We start from the raw sequence: 22,312 nt of genomic DNA on the forward strand, positions 1-22,312 counted from the left end.
TGTCTCGCTGTCATGGATGGTGATGACAGGGTCGCCGGGACCCAGACAAGCACCATCCTTTCGTAAGGAACTGGTGCCGTGGGTTCGCACTATGCGACTTGATCCCGCTTTCGCAGGGGCCGGAATAACCAACCGGCCGATAACTTTTCGACCGTCATCGCCTAAGGGATGGGGACGAAAACGTCAAGACAGGGACGGCAGAGCGAGCCCGCCAACCTACTCATTGGCCAAAAAACAAAAAGGCCGCCGGGGCAAACCGGCGGCCAGGAGTAGAGCCTGAGAGTGATTGGAGGTCAGGATCAGGCGGAAATCAAATCAAGTTTTTGTCGAATATCGCTGCGCAGATCATCGATCGGCACGCTGCGGCCGTCATTGTCATGGTGCCAGAATGTCCACCCGTTGCAGGACTCGGCGCCTTGCACCAGCGCTCCCACCTTGTGGATGGAGCCCTGATGCGTGCCCGAGACGAGTGAGCCGTCTGCACGAACCATGGCCGAGTAACGGCGCCCCGAGTCGAAAAGTTGCGCGCCCGGCTCGATCACGCCCTGCTCGACCAGCGAACCGAACGGAATGCGGGCCTCCTTGCGCTTTGGCGTCACCGATTGCAGCGCCTCGAACACGCCGGGGCGGATGGTGGCGATGCGCTGCAGGGCGGCATTGATATAGCTCTGCTCGCGCTCGATACCGATGAAATGCCGGCCCAGCTTGCGGGCTACGGCGCCGGTCGTACCGGTGCCGAAGAACGGGTCGAGCACGATGTCGCCCGGCTTGGTCGTGGCGTTCAAAATGCGGAACAGCAGGGCCTCCGGCTTTTGCGTCGGATGCACCTTGCCGTCGTCTTCGTCCTTGAGGCGTTCGGCCCCGGTGCAGATGGGAAACAGCCAATCGCTGCGCATCTGCGTATCGTCATTGGCCAGCTTGAGCGCTTCATAATTGAAGGTCACCCGGCTTTTCTGGCTGCGCGCTGCCCAGATCAGCGTCTCATGCGCATTGGTGAAGCGCGTGCCGCGGAAATTGGGCATGGGATTGGCCTTGCGCCAGATCACGTCGTTCAGCATCCAGTAGTCGAGATCTTGCAGTGCAGTCCCGACCCGGAAAATATTGTGGTAACTGCCAATGACCCACAATGCCCCATCGGGCTTGAGCAGCCGGCGCGCGGCTTTCAGCCAGGCGCGGGTAAATTGGTCGTAATGGTCAAAGCTCTCGAACTTGTCCCAGTCGTCATCCACCGCATCCACCTTGGACTGGTCGGGGCGGGTAAGGCCCTGTTCCAGTTGCAGGTTGTACGGTGGGTCGGCAAAAATCAGGTCAACCGAGCCGGCCGGCAGGGCATTCATGTGGTCGATGCAATCACCCACAAGGATGGTATCGATGGGGAGGCGTTTTGCCTCCTCCGCAGCGGCTACAGGAGCCGTACGCGCGGTACGCAACATACACTTAACCCTAACGCAGTACTAACGCGTCCTTTGTAGCGCCGCAGGAGTTAAAAGAGCGTTCGTAATGGGTTAGCGGGGAGTTAAGAGCCTCAGTTTGCCACTGCGAGCCGCAGCCGCGCCTCGGCCACCGGGGCAAATTCGGCGCGGTGGTGCCGGCAAGGGCCATGGGCCGTCAGCGCCCGCAAATGCTGGGGTGTGCCATAGCCCTTATGCCCGGCAAAACCAAAGTCGGGTGCATCGCAATCCATGATCGCGCACATACGGTCCCGCGTCACCTTGGCGACGATCGAGGCTGCCGCAATCGACACGCTGCGCCCATCGCCACCGATCAGCGCGGTGCCGTCGCAGGGCAGGCCCATGGGCACATCGCGCCCATCCACCAGCACCCGATCGACCGCCACGCCCAGGCTGTTGACCGCCCGTGCCATCGCCCACAGCGTTGCCCCGCGAATATTGCGGCTCAAGATAATCGAGGGCGGCGCCACCACCACTGCCACATGGGCCGACGCGACGATCAGCGCAAACAGCGCCTCGCGCTGCTCTTCGCTCAGCTTTTTGGAATCGTTGAGCCCATCGGGAATGCGGAGCGGGTCTAGCACCACGGCCGAAACCACCACCGGCCCAGCCAGCGGTCCGCGGCCGGCTTCATCCACCCCGGCGACGAACCGGGCCCCGCGCGCCTGCATGGCGCGCTCATGCGAATAGTCGGGAACAGTCTGCGGCGAATCGATCAACATGCCGCCAGCATCGCCGGGCTCTTGCCCGATCACAAGCGTTCCAGCAGCGCCTGCCGGTCTGGCACAAACATGTGATGGCCGATTCGATTGGTTTCCACGACGAATGCGTTCAGCGCCGCGCTGGCCGCAACCGCCGCCGAAATATCGCCTAGCACGACCAGCCGGCAGCCATAATTCTGCAGCTTCTGGATGAAGGCGCCCGCCATTCCGGTTCGCAACTGCAGGAAATCCGGCAAGAGCCGGGCCGCCGGGATGACAATCACGCTTGCCTCGGTTCCGTAGGTTTGGCTCAGAATGTCCAGAGCGTCCGCCTCCGTGCCCAGCAGCGGGCCTTTATCGGCAAGCTCAAGAAACGCACGACCATTGCTAGTGCTTATCGACGTCATGATTTCTCCTTTGCCAGCAGTTATATACGGTCTGAGTGTTGGCAGGACTTCTGCTATGGTCAACATCTGGGGCAGGGGAGTGAGGAGCCATTGCACTTGATATCGATGCAGTCACCGCTCTTTTGGGTGGCTCTCACATTAGCGCTTTTCGCGATGCCCGCTGCCGGCGAACCGTTCCATCATCCCTCCGGAGAATGGCGCGAATATAACAGCGACTGGCTCGCCGCATGCCCCGACAAGATCGATGAGGATGCCGCCACCTATTATGGCTATTCCTGCTTTGCCAGCGCTGGCAGCCAGGAGCTCAATAGCGCGGGCCTGCCCGCCTGGAAGCTGACCCTGATCCACAATAGGTTGACCGGCGACGTTGATGTCGCCTTCACGGGTTCCGCTGACGATGCCGAAGTCGACACCCGCCGGCCGCTCAATATCGAATTCACCGGCGCCATGCCGCAAACCTTCGATTTCACGACCGATCTGGAGACCCGCTTCAACACTACCAATCAATGGTTTGTGGCCAACGAAGCCCGCCGTGACGCGCTGATCGCGCAGATGAAGATGCGCAACGCGATCACCTTGGGCGTGCCGCTCACCACTGCTGACGAGCCTGTCCGCAAGGTGCGGTTTTCGCTGCGCGGCGTTCTCGCCTCGCTCGATTTCATGGCGAGTTATGCGCGGCGGGTTTCGCAGTACTAGACCGGTCCCAAGGGCGGCAGGCGCCGTTTCACCGGTTGTGCCTTCACGATTGCCGTGCTGGTTTCGGCTTTGTCTGCAATGCGGTCCAAGATGCCATCCAATTGCTCGATCGAACGCAATTGCAGCCGCGCGACAAAGCAATCGTCCCCCGTTACCTTGTCGCATTCGGTGATCTGCGGAATCTCCTCGATCAACTGCTGCACGATATGCAGCTTCCCCGGCAGCGGCTTGATCCGCACGATTGCCTGTAGCGAATAGCCAAGCGCCTTGGAGTCGAGATCGAGGGTAAATCCCCTTATCACGCCGCGCTCCTCCAGCCGTTTCAGCCGCTCCGATACGCTGGGCGACGACAGTTCCACCCGCTGCGCCAATTCCTTGATCGACAGCCGTGCATCCTGCGACAAGGCTTCGATTATATGGCGGTCAATGTCGTCGATCATTTTTGTTTTCTGAGGTAAATCGGAAAATCAGACGAACAATATAAAGCAGAAGGCGCATTCGCCTTTCAAGTCCTATGGATGGTCGCCCCCGCTCCGGGCTATCTTTCATCGAGACAATGAGGGCAGACGATGACGACTACGACTACACGCGGCGCCATAGAGATGACAGCGGCCATGGCCATTTCCGGCACCATCGGCGCTTTCGTCCTGTTTTCCAATCAACCGGTAATCGATGTGGTGTTCTGGCGCTGTGTGTTCGGCGCCGTGCCCCTGCTTATCGCCTGTGTGGCGCTGGGCCTGTTCCGGCGCGACACCATCACCCCGCGCCAATTTCTGCTGGCCACGCTTGGCGGCGTCGCCATCGTCGCCAATTGGCTTCTGCTGTTCGCCGCCTATCCGCGGGCCTCGATCTCTATCGCCACGGCGGTCTACAATACTCAGCCCTTCATGCTGGTGGCCTTTGGCGTGCTGTTTCTCGGGGAGCGATTGACCGCCCATAAGCTGGGTTGGCTCGCGATTGCTTTTGCCGGCGTCGTGCTGATCGCCAATGGCAAGACCGGCAGCGGTGGCAGCGATTATCTGGGAGGCATCCTGCTCTCGCTCGGCGCGGCCTTTTTCTACGCCATCGCTGCGCTGGTCACCAAACAGCTCAGAGGCATACCGCCTCATCTCATCGCACTGATCCAGGTCGGTGTTGGCATGCTCATGGCTGCGCCCTTTGCCGGTTTTTCAAGCCTGCCCACCAGCGCGGCTACCTGGGGGAGCCTTGCCGCAATCGGCGTGGTGCATACCGGGTTGGTCTATATCCTGCTCTATGGTGCCATCCAGAAATTGCCCACGCCCCTGATTGGCGCGCTCTCCTTCATTTATCCGGTCGTGGCGATCCTGGTGGATTTCATCGTCTTCGGCCACCGGCTTGGCGGCTGGCAATTGCTCGGCGCTGCCGCCATCCTCGTCGCCGCCGCTGCCATGACCCTGGGCTGGGAGCCGTTCGGCCGGCGCATGATCAGCGCGCGCTGGCCGCCCAAGCCTCAACGGCCGCTATCATGATCGCGTGCGTTTCGGGGCTTCCTGTCTCCTGCGCCAATTCCCACAGCCGATGCGCTCCGGTGGTCAGGTGAATGCGCTCGCGGTCGAGCTGTTTGCCCGTCTCGGTCTCATAGCGCCGCACGATCCGTCCGGTCAGGTCCGCCGACACAAAGCTCGAATAAGTGAATTCCTCATGCAGCGGTCCAAACCCGGAATCGGCAAAGTCATAGACCCCATTGAGCGTGGCGCTGGCATGGTCGAACGCCATGTTCCATCCATGCCCGTCGAAAAAGCCGTAGGTTTCGCCATAGGGGTCCGGCGTCAGCGCCGCCCAGCCCGCCAGTGCCTGTTCGGCCAGGGCCCGAAGATGATCCGGCAGTATCGGCAGCGCGCCTGCCGCAATTGCGTCCGCCGTGGCAATGGCCTCGATTGGGGCTGCACCCGCTGCCCGCAATGGCGCGGGGTCGATGGCATGTAGCTGCGCGTAAAACACCCCGAGCTTGTCGGCGAGCCGCTGGCGTTCGCCTTCGCTCAGCCGACCATAATGCTCGGTCAGTAAATGCTCGCCTGCCAGCTTGGCGTGGCGCGAATAGATCAGCGGCGTCTGGTGGATCGTCAGTTCCGGCACCGGCATTGCCACTGCCGGCCGAATGACGTCCAGCAGCCGGGCTTCCATCATCAGCGCCGCTTCGGCCCGCGGTTCGCGCGGAAATTTGAAGATCAGCCGGTCATCGACATCCACCGCCACACTGTCCCAGCCTTCGGTGAGCAGGCTGAAGCGACCACCGCGTGTCTCGGGGTGGCCGGCGACGATGATGTCGCGCAATTGGTCAAGGCTAAGGGGCGCGGCGGCAATGGGCACGGCAGGCTCGTTGAAAAATCAATTGAAGGCCCAGACTAATCGACATTCCGTTGGCGCGGCAAATCTGCTGGCGATTGACTAAGCAGCCGAATTGCTATGCTTTCCGCACCGGCCAGTTTTCGGATTATCCCATGACCATCAAGCCCGCCGCCGCTCTGCTGTTTGATATCGACGGCACCTTGGCCGACACCGATCCGCTACATCTGGAAGCCTTCAACCGCACCTTCGCGCCTTATGGCGAGCAGTTCGACAAAGCCCGCTTCGCCCTGGAATTGCAGGGTCTGGCCAATGAGGCCATCGCGCGCCGCTTCGTGCCGCATCTGTCGCCAGAAGCGGGGATGGAAGTGATGCGCGGCAAGGAGGCGACATTCCGCGATCTGGCCCGCTCGGACATTCACGCCGTGCCGGGCCTGATGGACTTATTGGAGCGCGCCGACGCCATGGGGCTGCCCATGGCTGCCGTTACCAATGCCCCGCGCGCCAATGCCGATCTCATTCTGGATAGTCTGGGCATCCGCCATCGCTTCAAGGCGCTGGTGATTGGCGAGGAGCTCGCCCATGGCAAGCCCCATCCCTTGCCCTATCTTGAAGGGCTGCGTCTGCTCGGCGCCCGGCCGGAGCATTCCATCGCCTTCGAGGATTCCCGCACCGGTATTGCCTCAGCCACCGGGGCAGGGCTGGCCACCGTGGGCATCCGCACCAGTCTTGGCCATGACGAACTGATCGCCGCCGGCGCCAGCACGAGTGCTGCAAGCTATGCCGATCCGGCCTTACTCGATTTCATCCTGGCCCGCGCCGCTGCTGTAGCTGCCTAAAACAGGCTCATCTGCTTGTCTTCGAGCTTGGGCGCCACGAACAAATCCGTGCGCAGCCCCGGCAGTTTTACGTCCAGCCCATAGCGCTCCCGCGCCTTGTCGAGCCGCTGGCGCAACAGTGTGGCATAGGGACCTTCGCCGGTCATGCGGGTGCCCCAACGCGCGTCGTAATCCTTGCCACCACGCGTGTCGCGGACCAGCGCCAGCACGTGCCGCACCCGGTCGGGGAAATGGCGTAGCAGCCATTCGCGGAAAATGTCGCGCACTTCGCCCGGCAGCCGCAGCAGGATCATCGAAGCACTCCTGGCCCCCTGCGCCGCCGCTGCATCCAGTATCCGTTCCAGCTCCATATCGTTGATCGCCGGGATCATCGGGGAGGCAAACACCGCCACCGGCACCCCCGCTTCGCTGAGCAAGCGGATCGCTTCCAGCCGGCGGGCGGGGGAGGAGGCACGCGGCTCCATCTTGCGGCTGAGCTTGTGGTCCATCGTGGTCATCGAAATGGCCACTTTGACCAGGTTGAGCTTGGCCAGCTCAGTCAGGATATCCAGATCGCGCACGATCAGGGCCGATTTGGTGGTGATCATCACCGGGTGCCGGGTTTCCAGCATCACCTCCAAAATGCCCCGCGTCAGCTTATGCTTGCGCTCGGACATCTGATAGGGATCGGTATTTGTGCCCATTGCAATCGGCTTGGGCTTGTAATTCCTGGCACCCAGCTCGGCCCGCAGGGCCTCCACCGCATTGACCTTCACATAGATGTCGCGCTCGAATTCGATGCCGGCCGAATGCCCCAGAAAGGCATGCGTCGGGCGCGCGAAGCAGTACGAGCAGCCATGCTCGCAGCCACGATAGGCGTTGATCGAACGCTCGAAGCCAATGTCGGGGCTGTCATTGGTCGTGATGATGGTCTTGGCGCGCTCGACATGCTCCACCGTCTCGAAGATCGGAAGCGGCTCGACATTGTCCCAGCCATCATCGAACCCCTCGCGCTTCTGCTTTTCAAACCGGCCACTGATATTGGACTGCGCCCCCCGACCCCGGATGCGGTCCGGGTTAAGCAGTTCGCGGCGTGCCAGATCGGCATCGCGACTGCGGCTGAGCTTTTCCAGGGCTTCGAAAGACGGGGCCTGATAAAGGGCCATGAGAGTTCTCCTGCCGACGCGCCACAGTCGAATCGTGACCGCGAGCACATCGCAAGATGTAGCAGCTCAGTGAGAACAAAACAAGAACTAGACTGCTCACCTGGATTCCATATGGGTGCTGGCGAGGTGCCGCGGAAGAGTCGGGAAAGCGATTTTGCAGCCCAGATTTGCATTTGCGAGGGTGGACCGGTGGCGCCCTCAGGGCGTACAAGCAGCACCCTTTCGCGCGCCCATCTCGCGATAAACGCTTAAGCGAATAATTTAGTATTGACCTGCCGCGACGTCGGGATTACTAAAGCCAACGCCTAACCATCTGCTGCTGACACAGGTTGTCGCAAAAACATTCCAGGGTGGCGTCGAAATTCACCGGCGCCGCCCGTCGTCCTGGTGACCAAGCAAATTTCAGCTCGAGGAACCCTCATGAGTACCGACGCAACGACTTTTGACGCCATGCCAGCCGACACCCCGGTGAGCCAGACCGATGCGGCCCGCAACCGGCTGGTCATCGCCCTGCTGCTGGGGTCCACCTTTGTCGTCTTTCTCAATGAGACGATGATGAGCGTGGCCATCCCCAATCTAATGGACAGTCTGGTTGTGCAGCCCAATGTGGCGCAGTGGCTGACCACGGCTTTCCTGCTCACCATGGCCATTGTCATTCCGATTACCGGCTTTCTGCTGCAGCGCATGAATACCCGGCCCGTCTTCATGCTGGCCATGTCCATCTTCACGGCCGGCACGCTGATCTGCGCCGCCTCGCCCGGCATCGAGTTGTTGATTTTTGGTCGCGTTATCCAGGCTGTCGGCACCGCCATCATGATGCCGTTGCTGATGACCACGGTGATGACGCTGGTGCCGCCTGAGTCGCGCGGCAAGACTATGGGCAATATCTCGATCGTCATCTCCGTGGCGCCGGCCATCGGCCCCACCATCGGTGGCTTCATCCTCGCTAACATGGACTGGCGCTGGATGTTCATCCTCATGCTGCCCATTGCCATTGCGGCCCTGGTCGTTGGTGGCCGCAAGATGCAGAATGTCACGACGCCCCGCTACGCCCCGCTCGACATCGCTTCAGTGATCCTGTCGGCCCTGGGTTTTGGCGGTCTCGTCTATGGCCTTTCCAGCATGGGCGAAGGCGAGCATGTCGGTGCGGCCTTCCCGATCTGGTTGCCTTTGGTGGTAGGTCTGGTGGCTATGGCTGTGTTCGTCTGGCGCCAGATCGTACTGTCGCGGCAGGACAAGGCGCTGCTGGACCTGCGCACCTTCCTGTCACGCAATTACACCGTTTCGGTGCTGACCATGGCCATCGCTATGATGGCCCTGTTCGGCACAGTCATTCTGCTACCCATCTATACCCAGAACGTGCTGCGGCTCGATACGCTGCAGACCGGCCTGTTGCTGCTGCCTGGCGGCCTGTTGATGGGTCTGTTGGCCCCTTCGGTTGGCCGGCTTTATGACCGCATCGGGCCGACCAGGCTGCTGGTGCCCGGCACCATGTTGGTGTCGATCGTGCTGTGGGCGCTGACCCGGGTGGATCAGGACACCTCGGTCTGGGCCATCCTGACCGGCCACATTGTCATCAGCATCGGTCTTGCCCTGGTCTTTACGCCACTGTTCACCGCAGCTTTGGGTTCGGTGCGCATGGAAATGTATTCCCATGGCAGCGCCATCCTCGGCTCGGTGCAGCAGGTGGCGGGCGCAGCAGGCATTGCCCTGTTCGTCGCCCTGATGACCATCCGGACTGCCGGCCTGACTTCCGAGGGCGTGGAGCCGGTCAGCGCGCTGGCCGGTGGCATTCAACTGGCCTTCCTGATCGGCGCGGTGATCTCGCTCTTCGCCATTGTCACCGCGTTCTTCGTGCGCAAGCCCGATGCGGCTCCCGGCATGAGCCACGGCCACTAAACGACAAGCGGCGCCCCACGGGGCGCCGTTTTTCTTTGCAGGGTTTGTGACGACGAAACGATGCTCAATCAGCGTTCGTCGAGCCTCGGCATCAGTTCCACAAAATTGCAGGGCTTGTGCCGGTAATCCAGTTGATGGCTCAAAATGCCTTCCCAGGCATCGCGGCAAGCGCCACGCGAACCCGGCAGGCAGAACACGAAGGTCGTGCCGATCAGCCCACCCGTCGCCCGCGATTGCAGTGAACTTGTGCCCACGGTCGTGGCCGAGTACTGATGGAACAGCACTGAGAAGCCCTCCATCCGCTTGTCGAAAAGCGGTTCGATCGCTTCCGGCGTCACGTCCCGCCCGGAAAAGCCGGTGCCGCCCGTGGTCAGGATCACATCAACGCCCGGGTCGGCCACAAAATTCTGTACCGCCCGCCGGATCAGCTGGATGTCATCGCGCACCACTACCCGCTCGGCGCATATATGCCCATCGGCTTCCAACAGCGATTTGAGCAGCGCGCCGCCTGTATCGGTTCCCAGCGTCCGCGTGTCGGAAACGGCAATCACGGCGATGGAAAGCTGCTTGAACGCCCGGTCTTCAAATCTTTCCGTCTTGAACATTGCCAGTTTCTCCGCTGCTCGCCAATTCCTCGGGCACCGGGGCTTCGTTCCCCGGCATCTCGTAATCTTCACTATCAGCCCGTGGGTCGAGCACAATCGATTCTGGCGTCACTTGCTTGTCATTGCCCATGGCCTGGAACGGGGCACGATCGGACGCATCCACGCTCTTGCGTACCCGCATGCGCAGATAGGCGGTGACTGCCAGCAGGGCATGGAACAGCGTGGTGATGACAAACAGCCCCACCGGCGACCAGGCGCCCATGATCATCGAGGCCACGGCTGGCCCGATGGCTAGCCCAATGCCCAGGATCAGCAGCATGCCTCCCGCGATCTTGGCGAAATCGCCATCCTTGGCAAAGTCATTGGCATGGGCCACCGCCACCGCATAAATCGGGTTGGCGGCAAAGCCATAGGCAGCAAACAGCACATACATCATCCACCCCGCTTCGGGGTTGATGAGCACGGTCAGCGCCCCCACGATGGAAGCAAATCCCGCCAGCCCGATCAACACCAGCCGCCGATCGATCCGGTCCGATAACCGGCCAAATGGAATCTGCGCTACTGCGCCCAAAATGGCGGCCACAGCAAACAGCAGCGCAATGCCGCTGGCATCAAGCCCGCGCGCGTAGCCATAAACCGGGGCCAGCGTACCGAAGGCGCCATTGGCCATGCCAACCGAAAAAGCCGCGATCGCAGCCACTGGCGAGGTGCGATAGAGCAACAGAACATCGATTTTGGCGGAGGCCAGCGGGCGGGGCTGGGGGCTCGAGGTCAATGCGGTGGGCAGAACCGCGCAGATAAAGCTGATGGCACCGAGTACGAAGGGCACATAGCCCGCGGTGCCGGTCACCGACATGGCGATCTGCCCCAGCGTCGAGGCGGCCATATTGATGGTCACATAGATCGAAAAGATCGTGCCGCGGCTTTTGTTCTCGGCCACTTCATTGAGCCAGCTTTCCACGACCATCGCGGCGCCGGCAAAGCAGAAACCGGAGAGTGCGCGCAGCAGGATCCAGCTGAGGTCGTTGATTAGCAGCAGATTGAGCAGAATGGTGACCGTGCCGATGGCCGCCATCACCGAAAAGGCCCGGATATGGCCCACCTTGCGCACCACCAGCGGCACGGTGATGGACCCGGCGACGAACCCCACCGACCAGCCGGTGCCGATCAGGCCCAGCGAGAGCAGAGAAAACCCTTCCTCCGCCCCGCGCACCGATAGCAGCAGGCCCTGCAGGCCCCCACCGAACATGAGCAGCGCCGAACCCAGAAACAGGGCATAGATCTTGATGACAGAGGCCATGACGCTCTTCGGCTTTGACGATCGGAACAACGTTGCAAATCACGCAAGAGCGACCATAACGCGGCATGCCCGGAATGGGAGCGCAAAAAAGTGGCGTTGTGCTTAAACGAGTCCCAGCGCCTCAATCCGCATGCGCAGGCTCAGCAAATCCCGCCACGCCTGCTGCTTGGCCGCCGGATTGCGCAGCAGATAGGCTGGGTGCAGCGTCGGCATGGCCTCAACTTCGTGCTGCCCGATGGCTACCTGGCTCCACTTGCCGCGCATCTTGATGATCCCGCTAGTAGTCGAAAACACCGTCTGCATGGCCGGTCCGCCCAACGTCATCACCACTTTGGGCGCGACCAATTCAACTTGCCGGTGCAGGAAGGGCAGGCACAGCGCCATTTCCTCCGGCGTCGGGGTACGGTTGCCTGGCGGCCGCCATGGCACGGTATTGGCGATATAGACCTTGGTCCGGTCGAGCCCGATGGCGCCCAGCATGCGGTCGAGCAATTGCCCCGATTTACCGACAAACGGCTTGCCCTGCCGATCCTCCTCGGCCCCCGGCGCTTCCCCGATCAGCATGATATCGGCTTCGGGATTGCCATCCGCAAACACCAGTTGCGTGGCTCGCAATTTCAGGCCGCAGCCATCATAAGCGCCCAAAATAGCCTGCAATTGCTCAAGCGTTTCCGCACTCGCCGCCAAGGCCCGCGCCTCGCCTGGGTCGCCGCCCAGCGCCGGGGCAGGGGGCGCAATGCGCTCGATGGGCTCCGGTGTTCGCGGATCACCCGGCGCGGCTGGCGCGGCCACAGCAGCTGTCCGCGCCGGAGGGCGCTGCGCGAAGCGATCAACCGGTTCTTCGCCCACGGCGATATCCACGCCGGCAGCGCGATACCAATCGAGCATGCCGACCATATCGTCGTGACTGAGGGATCGTTCTTGAGCCATGGCCTCTCTTATGTCACAGCGGCTCTACAGCGGAAAGTGACTGCATACGAACTTGCGGCGCAGTCGCAAAACGGACAATCTTGCCCGCCAGAACTGGCTGGATAAGGCCTTGGAGAAATAAGCCTCGTGACATTGCTCGTGAACCGTCTCGCGCGACCCGCCTTCGTGGTGCTGATGCTGGCGGCGTTTGCCGCCCCCCTGGCCGCCCAGACCAAGCCTGCCCAGTCCATTGATATGTTGTCCTTGTTCCGTTCTAGCGTCACCGGCTCCTATATGGCCGGCCAGCAGGCGCTCAAGGATATGCGGACCGAAGAGGCCGCGCGCTATTTCAACCAGGCCGCCCAGGCCGATTGGGACAATCCGGTTCTGGTCGAGCGCGCCTTTATCGGCTTTGCCGTCGATGGCCAGATCGGCCAGGCCGCGGCCACCGCCAAGCATTTGCTCGAACTCGATCCGCGCAATGAGCTGGGTGAACTGGTCGTCGCCACCGAAGCGCTCAAGGAGCGCCGCTATGGCGCGGCTGAAAAAATGCTCGGCGCCATTGGCCAGGACAGCTTTACCGGCATCACCGCGGGCATTCTGCAGGCCTGGGCGCTGGTAGGCGATAACCGCTTCCCTGAAGCCGAAGCCCTGCTCGACAAGCTCGGGGCCAATGGGCTCGAGGATTTCCTGGTCTTTCACCGCGCGCTGATGGCTGAGGCTGCGGGGGAAACCGACAAGGCCATTGCGCTGGCCGGCAAGGCGTTCGATGCGGAGCCTTTCGTGGCGCGCATCGTTGAAGTCTATGCCCGCATTCTGGCCAATGCCGGCCGGTTCGACGAGGCCAAGGACGTCATCGCCCAATTCGAGGCGCAAGGCTTGACTCATCCCATAGTCACCCGCGTCAAGCTCGCCGTCGAGGCCGGGCAGCGCCCCGGCATTTTCGCTACCAATGTGCAGGTCGGTGCTGCCGAAATGTTCCACGGCATTGGTGTCGCTCTGTCGCGCGATGGCAGTCTTGATCTGGCGCTGGTCTTCCTGCGCATGGGGCTTTATCTGGACCCGTCGGCCGACGTGATCTCGCTGGCGCTCGGCCAATTGCTCGACAGTGCAGGCCAGCATCCGGCCGCCAACAGCATCTATGAAGCAGTCCCCGCCACCTCGGTGATGAAATCCACCGCCGTGGTCCGCGTGGCGCAGAATCTGGATGCCATTGGCGATCGCCCCGAAGCCCTGCGCCGCCTGAGCAATATCGTGGCCACCCGCCCCGATGATCTCGACGCCGTTTCGGTGCTGGGTGATTTGCTGCGCTATGACGAGCAATATGTGCCCGCCGCCGAAGCCTATACCAAGGCGCTGGAACTGACCGGCGGCGACAACGCTTCCGACTGGCGTTTCTATTATGTGCGCGGCATTGCCTATGAGCGCGCCAAGCAATGGCCCAAGGCCGAGGCCGATTTCCTCGAAGCGCTCAAGCTCAACCCCGACCAGCCCCAGGTGCTGAACTATCTCGGCTATAGCTGGATCGATCAGGACATGCATCTCGAACCCGCTCTCGAAATGATCGAGAAAGCCGTCAAGGCCGTGCCGCAGGATGGCTATATCGTCGATTCGCTCGGCTGGGCCTTCTACAAGCTCGGCCGCATGGATGAAGCCGTGGCGACCCTCGAACAGGCCGTGTTGCTGCGCCCCAACGATGCGGAAATCAACGACCACCTGGGTGACGCCTATTGGCGGGCCGGTCGCAAGCTCGAAGCCAGGTTCCAGTGGAACGTGGCCGCCTCGGTCGATCAGGAAGGCAATGTCAAAAAGCGGGTCGCGCCCAAGCTGGCCAATGGCCTGACCGGGGGGGCAGATTCGGATGACGCGCCGGTTGCGGAGGACTCGGGCGCTACATCTGCGGGTTCTCCCCAGCCAGCCGTGAACTAGCAAGGCCTGATGTCCCAGGCCCATTTCCAGGCAGCGCCAGCCAAGATCAATCTGGCGCTGCACATCACCCGCCGCCGCGAAGATGGCTATCACGATCTCGAAAGCCTCATCGTCTTTGCCGACATGGCCGACGAGCTCGAAGCTGTGCCTGCTGTCGCCGATAGCCTTACCATTACCGGCCCGTTCGCCAAGGGGCTGAGCAATGGCGAGACCAATCTGGTCTTGCGTGCCGTGGCTGCCTTCCGCACTCGCTGGCCCGGCGCAGTGGATACGGGTCTTGCTTTAACGCTGCACAAATCCCTGCCCGTCGCAGCCGGCATTGGCGGCGGCTCCGCCGATGCGGCCGCCGCGCTCCGGCTAATGACGGGGCTTTCCAACCAACCCATCCCTATCGCTGAGCTATCGGCTCTTGCCGCCCAATTGGGTGCCGATGTGCCCGCATGTCTCTTGTCGCGTCCCTTGGTGGCGCGCGGCATCGGGGAAATCCTGGCGCCGCTGCCCGAATTTCCGCTCTGTCATATCGTGCTGGTCAATCCCATGGTGCCGCTGGCCACGGCCGACGTGTTCCGTCGGCTCCGCGCCCACGATAATTACCCATTGCCCGCGCTACCCAACCCGCTCACCCGCCCCGCGCAATTGGGCATCTGGCTGGCGGAAACGCGCAATGATCTGGAACCACCCGCCATCAAGCTCGTCCCGTTGATCGGCGATTTGGTGCAGCGCCTCCGCACCGCGCCAGGTTGTATCCTGGCCCGCATGTCCGGCTCCGGCGCCACAGTGTTCGGTCTTTTTGGCTCGAGCGCTCAAGCGCATCAGGCCGCGAGCGATCTGCGCCAGGCGAGCCCGGATCATTGGGTCGCCGCGGCGCCGTTGATTGTGCCGTAAGGTGGTTCAGACAGGCAAAAGACCTAAAAGGCCCGCATCACGCTGAACTCGACCACATCACCCAGCAGCGCCCGCATCTCCGACGCTGGCAATGCCGCCAGTGCATCTTGCGCCGCACGAGCATGGGCCTGAGCTTGTACCAGCGTGCGCTCCAGCGCGCCATGGCGCTCCATGATCGCGACAACTGCTGCCACGTCCTCGGTACTCGCCTCGGCATTGCCCAAAGCTGCCGCGATCACCGCGCGCTCCGCCGCATTGCCATCGGCCAGCGCCAGAATCACCGGCAGCGTCATCTTGCCTTCGCGCAGGTCGTCGCCGGTATTCTTGCCCAGTGTTCCGCTCTGCCCGCCATAGTCCAGGGCATCGTCCACCAATTGGAACGCTTTGCCCAGTTCGAGCCCAAAGACGCCCAGGGCTTCGCGCCCAGCCGCATCGGCTCCGCCAGCCATCGCGCCCACCTTGCAGGCGGCCTCGAACAATACGGCGGTCTTGGCGCGGATCACCTCGGCATAGTCGTCAGCCGTAGTGTCCAAATCGCCCGTCTTGGCTAGCTGGAACACTTCGCCCTCAGCCATTACCGCCGACGCCGCCGACAGCACACCCAGCGACGCGATATCGCCGGTTTCCACCATCATCATGAAAGCCTGCCCGAGCAGGAAATCGCCGACCAGGATCGAAGCCTTGTTGCCCCACACCATACGGGCTGCCGGCTTGCCACGGCGCATGTCGCTATCATCGACGACGTCGTCGTGCAGCAGGGTGGCATTATGCATGAATTCGACGGCCGCCGCGAAATTGACCGCGCTGCCATTGCCCCGGCCGAAGAGCGACGCTGCCGCCACGGTCAGCATCGGGCGCAGCCGCTTGCCGCCGCTCTCGATCAGGTAGCGGGCAAGCTCGGGCACCATTTCGACATGGGATTCGGCGCGCGACAGAATCAGTTCGTTGACCTTGGCCATGTCGGCCTCGGTGGCAGAAACAAGCCGCTCGATCGGCGTGGCGCTTTGCGCCTCTCGCATCTGGGTCAGCACTGACACCACTATTCCGTCCTCGTTTGCCGCAATCGGCAAATCAGGTTGAGCCCGCCGCATCTGCGCATATATGCTTCGCACCAAACGGCCTTTTCGGGTGCGATGTCCCTAGACCAGCCACACGACTTTGTAAAACACCAAACAATAACGCGCGACGCCTTTTTGGGTGGCAGGATCACTCTGTCGCAGCCCCGGCATGGGTTCCGTGCGGGATTGGACAGCGTGCTGCTCGGCGCGGCGGTCTCCGAAGGGGTCGGACGCCTGCTCGATCTGGGCAGCGGCGTCGGCACGGCCGCCTTCGTGGCACTGGCTCATGCCCCGGCCTGCCGCGCCACTTTGGTCGAGCAAAACCCCGATATGGCTGCGCTCGCCCGCGACAATGCGGCCGCCAATGGCTTTGCCGCCCATGCCGAGATCATTGAGGCCAACGTCACCGCCAAGGGTGCCGAGCGCAAAGCGGCCGGCCTGCTCGAAAACCACTACGCCGCCGTCATCGCCAATCCGCCCTTCTTTGAATCGGGCGCAGGCACCCTTGCCGCCACCTCTGACCGTGCCGCCGCCCGCCATATGGATGCGCTCTCCCTCGACCTATGGGTGCGCACCGCCGCAACTTCGGCCGCCGCCAATGGCGAAGTCATCTTCATCTACCCGGTCGAAAGCCTGGCGCCATTGCTCGCCGCCTTCAGCCAGCGCTTTGGAGGACTGACTATCCTGCCCCTGGCTCCGCGCCCCGACGCCCCGGTCAATCGCGTGTTGTTGCGCGGCACAAAGGGCTCGCGCGCGCCATTGCGCATGCTCGCCAGCCGCGCCCTGCACGATGCCGAAGGCCGTGCCTTCCGGCCGGAGTTCGATGCAATCTTTCGTGGGGTCGCCCGGCTCGACTGGTAATCGGGCCCAACCCGTCCTAAATCTGGCCGCAAGACTTCAGAGGAGGCTCAATGGCCGCGACCCCCAGCAAGCTAGGCAACTGGCTCAGCCGTTTCATCCGGCGCGCTCCGCTCATTCCGGTCGTGCGCCTGCATGGCGTCATCGCTGCCGAACAACGCCCGGGCCGGCTCAACATCGCCACCGTCGCTCCATTGCTCAAGCGCGCCTTTGCCATCAAGTCAGCGCCGGCAATCGCCATTATCGTCAATTCGCCCGGCGGCTCCCCGGTGCAAAGCCGGCTGATCGGCAAGCGCATTCGCGACCTGGCTGACGAGCACAACAAGCCCGTCCTGGTCTTTGTCGAAGATGCCGCTGCCTCGGGTGGCTATTTCATCGCTGTGGCCGGTGACGAGATCATTGCCGATCCGTCTTCCATCGTAGGTTCCATCGGCGTCATCATGGCCGGTTTCGGCTTTGTCGGGGCGCTGGAAAAACTGGGCGTCGAACGTCGCGTGCACACTGCGGGCATCAATAAGTCGACACTCGATCCTTTCCTGCCGGAAAAACCGAGCGATGTGGAGCGCATCAAGCAGTTCGAACTGGATATTCACCAGGTGTTCATTGACGTGGTCAAGACGCGGCGCGGCGCCAAGCTCAAGGCCGCCGACGACGTGTTGTTTACCGGCGAATGGTGGCCGGGACTGCGCGGCGTAGAGCTGGGCCTGGTCGACGCGATCGGGGACATCCACGAGACACTCCGCACCCGCTACGGCGAACATGTGCAGATGAAAATGATCGAACCCAAGCGCAGCTGGCTCAGCCTGCCGCGCTTTGGCTTTTCGGCTTCGGGTCTTACGGCCGATGTCGCCGCCACTATCGAGGACCGCGCCATCTGGGCGCGATTTGGGCTTTAGCGCATGACTGGTTTTATCATCCGCATCCTGATTTTCGCCGTCGTTTTCGGCATTATCTATCTGGGAATCCGCAAGATTTGGCGCGACTGGAAAGGCCAGTTCAAGTCCGAGGACGAAGCGGCCCGCCAATTGCGCCGTGAACGCGACCTGCGCGAACGCCAGCAGCCCGGCGTCATCGATCTTAAGCGCGACAATGACGGCACCTTCCGCCCGAACGGCAAGGACGACGACAAACGCCGTTGACCGCTCGGGACGCTCAAACTAGAGGTTTGGCGCGACAACAGGATTGTTTCCGATTATGACCGACCGCCCCGCGCACATGGACCCCAAGAACTCGTTCCAGGGTCTGATCCTCACCCTGCAGCAATTCTGGGCGGAGCAGGGCTGTGTCATCCTGCAACCTTATGACATGCCTATGGGCGCCGGCACCTCGCACACGGCCACCGTCCTGCGCGCGCTCGGCCCCAAGCCGTGGAACGCTGCCTATGCGCAGCCCTCGCGCCGCCCCAAGGACGGGCGCTATGGCGAAAACCCCAATCGCCTGCAGCACTATTATCAGTTCCAGGTGATCCTGAAGCCCTCTCCGGCCAATATCCAGGATCTCTACCTCAAGTCGCTCTATGCCATCGGCATCGATCCGGCTCTGCACGATCTGCGCTTTGTCGAAGACGATTGGGAAAACCCCACTCTGGGCGCCTGGGGCCTGGGCTGGGAAGTGTGGTGCGACGGCATGGAAGTCAGCCAGTTCACCTATTTCCAGCAGGTCGCCGGCTTTGAATGCAATCCCGTTGCGGGCGAGCTGACCTATGGGCTGGAGCGTCTGGCTTGTTACCTGCAGAACGTTGATTCCATTATGGAACTCAACTTCAATGGTGGCGTAGGCGACGCCAAGGTGACCTACGCCGACGTGTTCCTGCAGAACGAGCAGGAATCCAGCAAATACAATTTCGAAGCCGCCGATACCGAAATGCTTTTCCGCCACTTCGCGGATGCGGAGAAGGAATGCCGCGCGGTCCTCGAAAAGGGTTATGCCGGCGGCAATCGCCAGACCATGGCCATCCCCGCCTACGAGCAGGTGCTGAAGGCCGCGCACAATTTCAACCTGCTCGATGCGCGCGGCGTGATTTCGGTAACGGAGCGGCAGAGCTACATCCTGCGCATCCGCGAACTCGCCAAATCCTGCGGCGAAGCCTGGCTCCAAACCGCAGGCGGCGGGGCTGAGTAATTAGTCGGCCGCCACCGGCTGGCGCACAGCCAGCACCGTCAGCATATGCTTGCGGTTATCCCGGCTGCGCCAGCTGATGGATTGGCCTACGCGCAGCCCGATCAGCGCGGTGCCGACCGGGGTCATGATCGAAATGCGACCGGCCGCGATGTCGGCGTCCACTGGATAAACCAGCGTCACGGCGTGTTCCTGGCCGGCATCGGTGCGATAACGCACCGTCGAACGCATGCGGACGATGTCGCCGGGAACTTCGGCATCGCTCAGGATGCGGGCCCGCTCCAGCTCATAGAGCAGGTCGTCCGACTGGTCGGGCGTGTGGGTCAGCCCGGCCATGGCCAGGATGTTGAGTTGCTTGTGATCGGCCTCGCCAACGATGATTTCGGGCGTGAGGTCGTTATAGTCTTGGGTATTCATGTATGCACCTGTGCAGCCGCCGTCGCGCATTTTGCGCGCCGTTGCGGCAATAAAAAATTGGGTTGGGATATGCGCCAGCTCTGACGATCGATACGATCAGCCTGCCCCTAAGCAGGCTCCGGCGCGGCAGGCATGCTTAGGGCTACGATCCCGCGAAGGGGTATTCCAGCCTGAATGTCAAAGTCATGCTCATGACTATAAAGTAGTGTGGCGGCCGGCCAAGTCAAGGCGCGGCCATTGCACTTGGGTTGGTGCAATGCCAGTGTTCGCGCCAATGCGGGGCGTTCGAGGAGCTTTCCACCCATGACAATCTGGATCATTCTGGCCGTAATCGTTGTCGCGGCGGTTTATGCCGTCACCATCTATAACGGCCTGGTGAAAAACCGGCAGATGGTGGAAGAGGGCTGGTCGGGCATCGACGTGCAGCTCAAGCGCCGCACCGATCTCATCCCCAATCTGATGGAAACGGTGAAGGGCTATATGGGCCACGAGCGCGAAACGCTCGAAGCGGTCACCAATGCGCGCGCCGCCGCCACATCAGCGGCCTCCGGCTCCCCCGGGGAACGCGCCAAGGCCGAAGGCCAGCTCTCCTCCGCCCTTGGCCGCCTGATCGCTACGGCCGAGGCCTATCCCGACCTTAAGGCCAATACGACCTTCCTCGAATTCCAGGCTGCCCTGCAGACTGTGGAAGACGAAATCCAGATGGCGCGGCGCTATTACAATGGCGCGGTGCGCAATCTCAATGTGATGGTCGAATCCGTGCCCTCAAACTTCATCGCCGGCCCCTTCGGGTTCAAGAAGGCCGAGTATTTCGAGCTGGAAAACGAAGCCGACCGCGCCGTGCCGTCCGTCAAATTCAACTGACTTGATAATGGCTTACCTCGCCCGCCTGGCCATTTGGGTCTTGCTCGCACTCGTGCTGTGCCTGCCGGCCGCGGCGCGCGAAGAAATCCGCAATTTTGCCGCCGACATAACGCTCCGCGTCGATGGCTCGGTGCAGGTCATGGAAACCGTTGATGTCGTGGCCGAAGGCATCGATATCCGGCGTGGCATCTACCGTGACATCCCTACCGTGATGCTCTCCGCATCCGGCAGCAAAATCCGCTCCGACCTAAATGTGCTGACCGTTACGCGTGACGGTCAGCTCGAGCCCTTCCGCACCGAGCGCATGGGCAATTTCCTCCGTATCTGGATCGGCGACAGCGACAGCTTCATCGCTCGCGGCAAGCACCGCTATGTCATCACCTATTCCATGACCCGCATGGCGCGCAGCTTTGCCGATCATGACGAGCTCTATTGGAACGCCACCGGCAATTACTGGATTTTCCCCATCGTCAATTCGGTCGCGCATGTAACCCTGCCGCCGGGCGCCGTGATCGCTGATCTGGTCGGCTATACCGGCGCCGTTGGCTCGACCGAACAGGCAGTGACCATCACCCGCAATTCGGATTCGACGGCCACGTTCCGCGCCAATCGCGCGCTTGGCGCAGGCGAGGGTATGAGCTTTGCCGTCAAATTCCAGAAGGGCATATTGACGCTGCCGGCGGGACTCGATGCCCTGCTGATCTGGCTCTCCGATCTGCGCGAAATCGTCTTGCCCATCCTGGGCGTCGTATTGGTGCTGGCCTATAATCTGATCGCCTGGAACCGGGTCGGCCGCGATCCGCCCAAGGGCACGATTATCCCCCTGTTCCACCCGCCCAAGGATTTTTCCCCGGCGCTGACCCATTATGTCCACAAATGGGGCTTTGAAAAATCCGGCTGGACCGCGCTGACCGCCTCGATCTTCGATCTTGGCGTCAAGGGATTGGTCAAAATAGACAATCCCAAGAAGACCCTTTCCGTGGCCGCGACCGGCAAAGAGCCTGACGCGGCCTTGCCGGTAGGCGAGCAGCTGCTGTTTTCCTATTTCCAATCCAAGGGCGAGGTCACGGTCGACAAGAAAACCGGTCCCGAACTGGAGAAAAAGCGCGGTGAATTCGTCGCCGCCATCGAAAGCGAAAACCGCTCTGTCTGGTTCCGCCACAATACCTTCTATGCCCTGCTCGGCTTCCTCATTGCCATCGCCGCTCTTGCAGCCCTGGTGCTGTTCGACGTGCTCGAGCCGGTCTGGCTCTTTGTCGGCGTGGTCAGCGGCATCCTGCTCGGCATATTCGGCACGGTTGCCAGCACGCTCTGGAAAGGCGGCGGTTTCCGCAAATTCTTTGTCCTGCTCTGGGTCGTGGTCGTCGGCTTCAACATCTTTGCCGGCGGCCTCGAAACCTTCAGCCGTCTGTCAGTCAATACCGCAGCTTTGGCCGCACTCTCGATTGTCCTGATCACTGTCGTCTTTGCCGTGCTGATGCGCGCCCCCACCATTCAGGGCCGCAAGGTCATGGACCAGATCGATGGCTTCAAGCTCTATCTCGAAACCGCCGAGAAGAACCGCCTCAATATCAATGACGAGCCGCCCATGAGCGTGGACCGCTTTGAGCGCATCCTGCCCTATGCCATCGCACTGGGCGTGGAAAAACCATGGTCGGAGCATTTCGAGGCCGAGCTGGCCCGCAATGCGGTCAGCGGCGTTTCGGGCGGCGGCGGGTTCTACAGTCCGCTCTGGTATTCGGGCGGCTCGACTTTCTCCCCGGGCAAGATTTCCAACGCCATCAGCGCCGCCGCAACGGGCATGTCGGCCGCCATGGTGGCCGCCCAACCGGTCCAGGCCAGCTCCTCCGGCTTCAGGGGGGGGGGGGGTTTGGGGGGGGTTTCCCACCGCGCTTGTCGCGGGGGGGAAAGGAGAGGGGGGGGG

23 protein-coding genes are annotated in these 22,312 nt (G+C 62.0%); 12 read left to right on the forward strand and 11 right to left on the reverse strand.

What is annotated here, in order from left to right; all coding sequences use genetic code 11:
• Window positions 1–299: 299 nt before the first annotated feature.
• From FF80_RS11210 to FF80_RS11220, 3 genes are all read right to left on the reverse strand, one after another.
• Window positions 300–1,433, reverse strand: a complete 1,134-nt coding sequence (locus FF80_RS11210) for a site-specific DNA-methyltransferase (RefSeq protein WP_035100315.1) — start codon at window positions 1,431–1,433, stop codon at window positions 300–302.
• A gap of 92 nt (window positions 1,434–1,525) precedes the next feature.
• A complete protein-coding gene (locus FF80_RS11215) occupies window positions 1,526–2,173 on the reverse strand; it encodes a ribonuclease HII (RefSeq protein WP_035100357.1) in 648 nt (215 codons plus the stop codon).
• A 29-nt stretch (window positions 2,174–2,202) separates the two neighbouring features.
• Window positions 2,203–2,559 carry a DUF4180 domain-containing protein gene (locus FF80_RS11220; protein ID WP_035100318.1) on the reverse strand — a complete coding sequence of 119 codons (357 nt, stop codon included), beginning with the start codon at window positions 2,557–2,559 and terminating at the stop codon, window positions 2,203–2,205.
• Window positions 2,560–2,712: 153 nt separating this feature from the next.
• On the opposite strand from FF80_RS11220, the gene FF80_RS11225 reads away from it, so the two are divergent.
• Window positions 2,713–3,255, forward strand: coding sequence for a hypothetical protein (locus tag FF80_RS11225; protein ID WP_152558347.1), 543 nt, complete (start codon window positions 2,713–2,715; stop codon window positions 3,253–3,255).
• On the opposite strand, the gene FF80_RS11230 is transcribed toward FF80_RS11225, so the two are convergent.
• The gene (locus tag FF80_RS11230) at window positions 3,252–3,695 is read right to left on the reverse strand and encodes an Lrp/AsnC family transcriptional regulator (protein ID WP_035100321.1); all 444 of its coding nucleotides are present in this window, start codon (window positions 3,693–3,695) and stop codon (window positions 3,252–3,254) included. The genes FF80_RS11225 and FF80_RS11230 overlap by 4 nt on opposite strands.
• Before the next feature lie 129 nt (window positions 3,696–3,824).
• On the opposite strand from FF80_RS11230, the gene FF80_RS11235 reads away from it, so the two are divergent.
• Window positions 3,825–4,745, forward strand: coding sequence for a DMT family transporter (locus tag FF80_RS11235; protein WP_035100323.1), 921 nt, complete (start codon window positions 3,825–3,827; stop codon window positions 4,743–4,745).
• On the opposite strand, the gene FF80_RS11240 is transcribed toward FF80_RS11235, so the two are convergent.
• Window positions 4,702–5,586: an aminoglycoside phosphotransferase family protein gene (locus FF80_RS11240; protein WP_152558348.1), complete on the reverse strand. Its 885-nt coding sequence runs from the start codon at window positions 5,584–5,586 to the stop codon at window positions 4,702–4,704. The genes FF80_RS11235 and FF80_RS11240 overlap by 44 nt on opposite strands.
• A gap of 131 nt (window positions 5,587–5,717) precedes the next feature.
• Here FF80_RS11240 and FF80_RS11245 point away from each other — a divergent pair, with 131 nt between their 5' ends.
• A complete protein-coding gene (locus FF80_RS11245; RefSeq protein WP_035100361.1) occupies window positions 5,718–6,401 on the forward strand; it encodes an HAD-IA family hydrolase in 684 nt (227 codons plus the stop codon).
• On the opposite strand, the gene FF80_RS11250 is transcribed toward FF80_RS11245, so the two are convergent.
• Window positions 6,398–7,546, reverse strand: a complete 1,149-nt coding sequence (locus FF80_RS11250; protein WP_052153426.1) for a PA0069 family radical SAM protein — start codon at window positions 7,544–7,546, stop codon at window positions 6,398–6,400. The two genes, FF80_RS11245 and FF80_RS11250, sit on opposite strands and share 4 nt — an antisense overlap.
• Before the next feature lie 420 nt (window positions 7,547–7,966).
• Here FF80_RS11250 and FF80_RS11255 point away from each other — a divergent pair, with 420 nt between their 5' ends.
• The gene (locus FF80_RS11255; protein WP_052153427.1) at window positions 7,967–9,445 is read left to right on the forward strand and encodes an MDR family MFS transporter; all 1,479 of its coding nucleotides are present in this window, start codon (window positions 7,967–7,969) and stop codon (window positions 9,443–9,445) included.
• 68 nt (window positions 9,446–9,513) lie between these two features.
• Here the strand turns inward: FF80_RS11255 and moaB are convergent, their stop codons facing one another.
• The 3 genes from moaB to FF80_RS11270 all read right to left on the reverse strand — a co-directional run bounded on the left by moaB (window position 9,514) and on the right by FF80_RS11270 (window position 12,280).
• Window positions 9,514–10,050 (reverse strand): molybdenum cofactor biosynthesis protein B, encoded by a 537-nt coding sequence (gene moaB / locus FF80_RS11260; RefSeq protein ID WP_035100326.1) that lies wholly within the window; start codon window positions 10,048–10,050, stop codon window positions 9,514–9,516.
• Window positions 10,028–11,350, reverse strand: coding sequence for an MFS transporter (locus tag FF80_RS11265; protein ID WP_081917393.1), 1,323 nt, complete (start codon window positions 11,348–11,350; stop codon window positions 10,028–10,030). Before FF80_RS11265 ends, moaB begins: the two co-directional genes overlap by 23 nt.
• 102 nt (window positions 11,351–11,452) lie before the next feature.
• Window positions 11,453–12,280, reverse strand: coding sequence for a uracil-DNA glycosylase (locus FF80_RS11270; protein ID WP_035100328.1), 828 nt, complete (start codon window positions 12,278–12,280; stop codon window positions 11,453–11,455).
• A gap of 126 nt (window positions 12,281–12,406) precedes the next feature.
• Between FF80_RS11270 and FF80_RS11275 the strand changes: the two genes are divergently transcribed.
• Together FF80_RS11275 and FF80_RS11280 are read left to right on the forward strand one after the other, a co-directional pair.
• Complete coding sequence (locus FF80_RS11275) at window positions 12,407–14,188, forward strand: tetratricopeptide repeat protein (protein ID WP_052153428.1); 1,782 nt, start codon at window positions 12,407–12,409, stop codon at window positions 14,186–14,188.
• Between the two features lie 9 nt (window positions 14,189–14,197).
• Window positions 14,198–15,073, forward strand: coding sequence for a 4-(cytidine 5'-diphospho)-2-C-methyl-D-erythritol kinase (locus tag FF80_RS11280; RefSeq protein WP_035100330.1), 876 nt, complete (start codon window positions 14,198–14,200; stop codon window positions 15,071–15,073).
• 23 nt (window positions 15,074–15,096) lie between these two features.
• Here the strand turns inward: FF80_RS11280 and FF80_RS11285 are convergent, their stop codons facing one another.
• Window positions 15,097–16,110 (reverse strand): polyprenyl synthetase family protein, encoded by a 1,014-nt coding sequence (locus FF80_RS11285; RefSeq protein ID WP_244445760.1) that lies wholly within the window; start codon window positions 16,108–16,110, stop codon window positions 15,097–15,099.
• Between the two features lie 216 nt (window positions 16,111–16,326).
• Between FF80_RS11285 and FF80_RS11290 the strand changes: the two genes are divergently transcribed.
• The 4 genes from FF80_RS11290 to FF80_RS11305 are packed head-to-tail and all read left to right on the forward strand — an operon-like array spanning window position 16,327 to window position 19,110.
• On the forward strand, window positions 16,327–16,992 hold the full coding sequence (locus tag FF80_RS11290) for a methyltransferase (RefSeq protein WP_160172828.1): 666 nt from the start codon (window positions 16,327–16,329) through the stop codon (window positions 16,990–16,992).
• A 50-nt stretch (window positions 16,993–17,042) separates the two neighbouring features.
• Window positions 17,043–17,885 carry a S49 family peptidase gene (locus FF80_RS11295; RefSeq protein WP_035100332.1) on the forward strand — a complete coding sequence of 281 codons (843 nt, stop codon included), beginning with the start codon at window positions 17,043–17,045 and terminating at the stop codon, window positions 17,883–17,885.
• A gap of 3 nt (window positions 17,886–17,888) precedes the next feature.
• Window positions 17,889–18,128 (forward strand): hypothetical protein, encoded by a 240-nt coding sequence (locus FF80_RS11300; protein ID WP_035100335.1) that lies wholly within the window; start codon window positions 17,889–17,891, stop codon window positions 18,126–18,128.
• Between the two features lie 55 nt (window positions 18,129–18,183).
• Complete coding sequence (locus FF80_RS11305; RefSeq protein WP_035100337.1) at window positions 18,184–19,110, forward strand: glycine--tRNA ligase subunit alpha; 927 nt, start codon at window positions 18,184–18,186, stop codon at window positions 19,108–19,110.
• Here FF80_RS11305 and rnk read toward each other — a convergent pair whose 3' ends face one another.
• Window positions 19,111–19,524 (reverse strand): nucleoside diphosphate kinase regulator, encoded by a 414-nt coding sequence (gene rnk / locus FF80_RS11310; RefSeq protein WP_035100375.1) that lies wholly within the window; start codon window positions 19,522–19,524, stop codon window positions 19,111–19,113.
• Between the two features lie 309 nt (window positions 19,525–19,833).
• On the opposite strand from rnk, the gene FF80_RS11315 reads away from it, so the two are divergent.
• Window positions 19,834–20,388: a LemA family protein gene (locus FF80_RS11315; RefSeq protein WP_035100377.1), complete on the forward strand. Its 555-nt coding sequence runs from the start codon at window positions 19,834–19,836 to the stop codon at window positions 20,386–20,388.
• A 7-nt stretch (window positions 20,389–20,395) separates the two neighbouring features.
• The coding region (locus FF80_RS11320) for a DUF2207 domain-containing protein (protein ID WP_035100338.1) at window positions 20,396–22,312 on the forward strand (1,917 nt) is incomplete at its 3' end.

The organism is Devosia sp. LC5, assembly GCF_000735585.1.
Classification (GTDB): Bacteria; Pseudomonadota; Alphaproteobacteria; order Rhizobiales; family Devosiaceae; genus Devosia.

Coding starts and splice junctions, on each gene's coding strand:
- FF80_RS11210 (WP_035100315.1), bottom strand. CDS start 1,433: ATGTTGCGTACCGCGCGTACGGCTCCTGTAGCCGCTGCGGAGGAGGCA.
- FF80_RS11215 (WP_035100357.1), bottom strand. CDS start 2,173: ATGTTGATCGATTCGCCGCAGACTGTTCCCGACTATTCGCATGAGCGC.
- FF80_RS11220 (WP_035100318.1), bottom strand. CDS start 2,559: ATGACGTCGATAAGCACTAGCAATGGTCGTGCGTTTCTTGAGCTTGCC.
- FF80_RS11225 (WP_152558347.1), top strand. CDS start 2,713: ATGCCCGCTGCCGGCGAACCGTTCCATCATCCCTCCGGAGAATGGCGC.
- FF80_RS11230 (WP_035100321.1), bottom strand. CDS start 3,695: ATGATCGACGACATTGACCGCCATATAATCGAAGCCTTGTCGCAGGAT.
- FF80_RS11235 (WP_035100323.1), top strand. CDS start 3,825: ATGACGACTACGACTACACGCGGCGCCATAGAGATGACAGCGGCCATG.
- FF80_RS11245 (WP_035100361.1), top strand. CDS start 5,718: ATGACCATCAAGCCCGCCGCCGCTCTGCTGTTTGATATCGACGGCACC.
- FF80_RS11250 (WP_052153426.1), bottom strand. CDS start 7,546: ATGGCCCTTTATCAGGCCCCGTCTTTCGAAGCCCTGGAAAAGCTCAGC.
- FF80_RS11255 (WP_052153427.1), top strand. CDS start 7,967: ATGAGTACCGACGCAACGACTTTTGACGCCATGCCAGCCGACACCCCG.
- moaB (WP_035100326.1), bottom strand. CDS start 10,050: ATGTTCAAGACGGAAAGATTTGAAGACCGGGCGTTCAAGCAGCTTTCC.
- FF80_RS11265 (WP_081917393.1), bottom strand. CDS start 11,350: ATGGCCTCTGTCATCAAGATCTATGCCCTGTTTCTGGGTTCGGCGCTG.
- FF80_RS11270 (WP_035100328.1), bottom strand. CDS start 12,280: ATGGCTCAAGAACGATCCCTCAGTCACGACGATATGGTCGGCATGCTC.
- FF80_RS11280 (WP_035100330.1), top strand. CDS start 14,198: ATGTCCCAGGCCCATTTCCAGGCAGCGCCAGCCAAGATCAATCTGGCG.
- FF80_RS11295 (WP_035100332.1), top strand. CDS start 17,043: ATGGCCGCGACCCCCAGCAAGCTAGGCAACTGGCTCAGCCGTTTCATC.
- FF80_RS11300 (WP_035100335.1), top strand. CDS start 17,889: ATGACTGGTTTTATCATCCGCATCCTGATTTTCGCCGTCGTTTTCGGC.
- FF80_RS11305 (WP_035100337.1), top strand. CDS start 18,184: ATGACCGACCGCCCCGCGCACATGGACCCCAAGAACTCGTTCCAGGGT.
- rnk (WP_035100375.1), bottom strand. CDS start 19,524: ATGAATACCCAAGACTATAACGACCTCACGCCCGAAATCATCGTTGGC.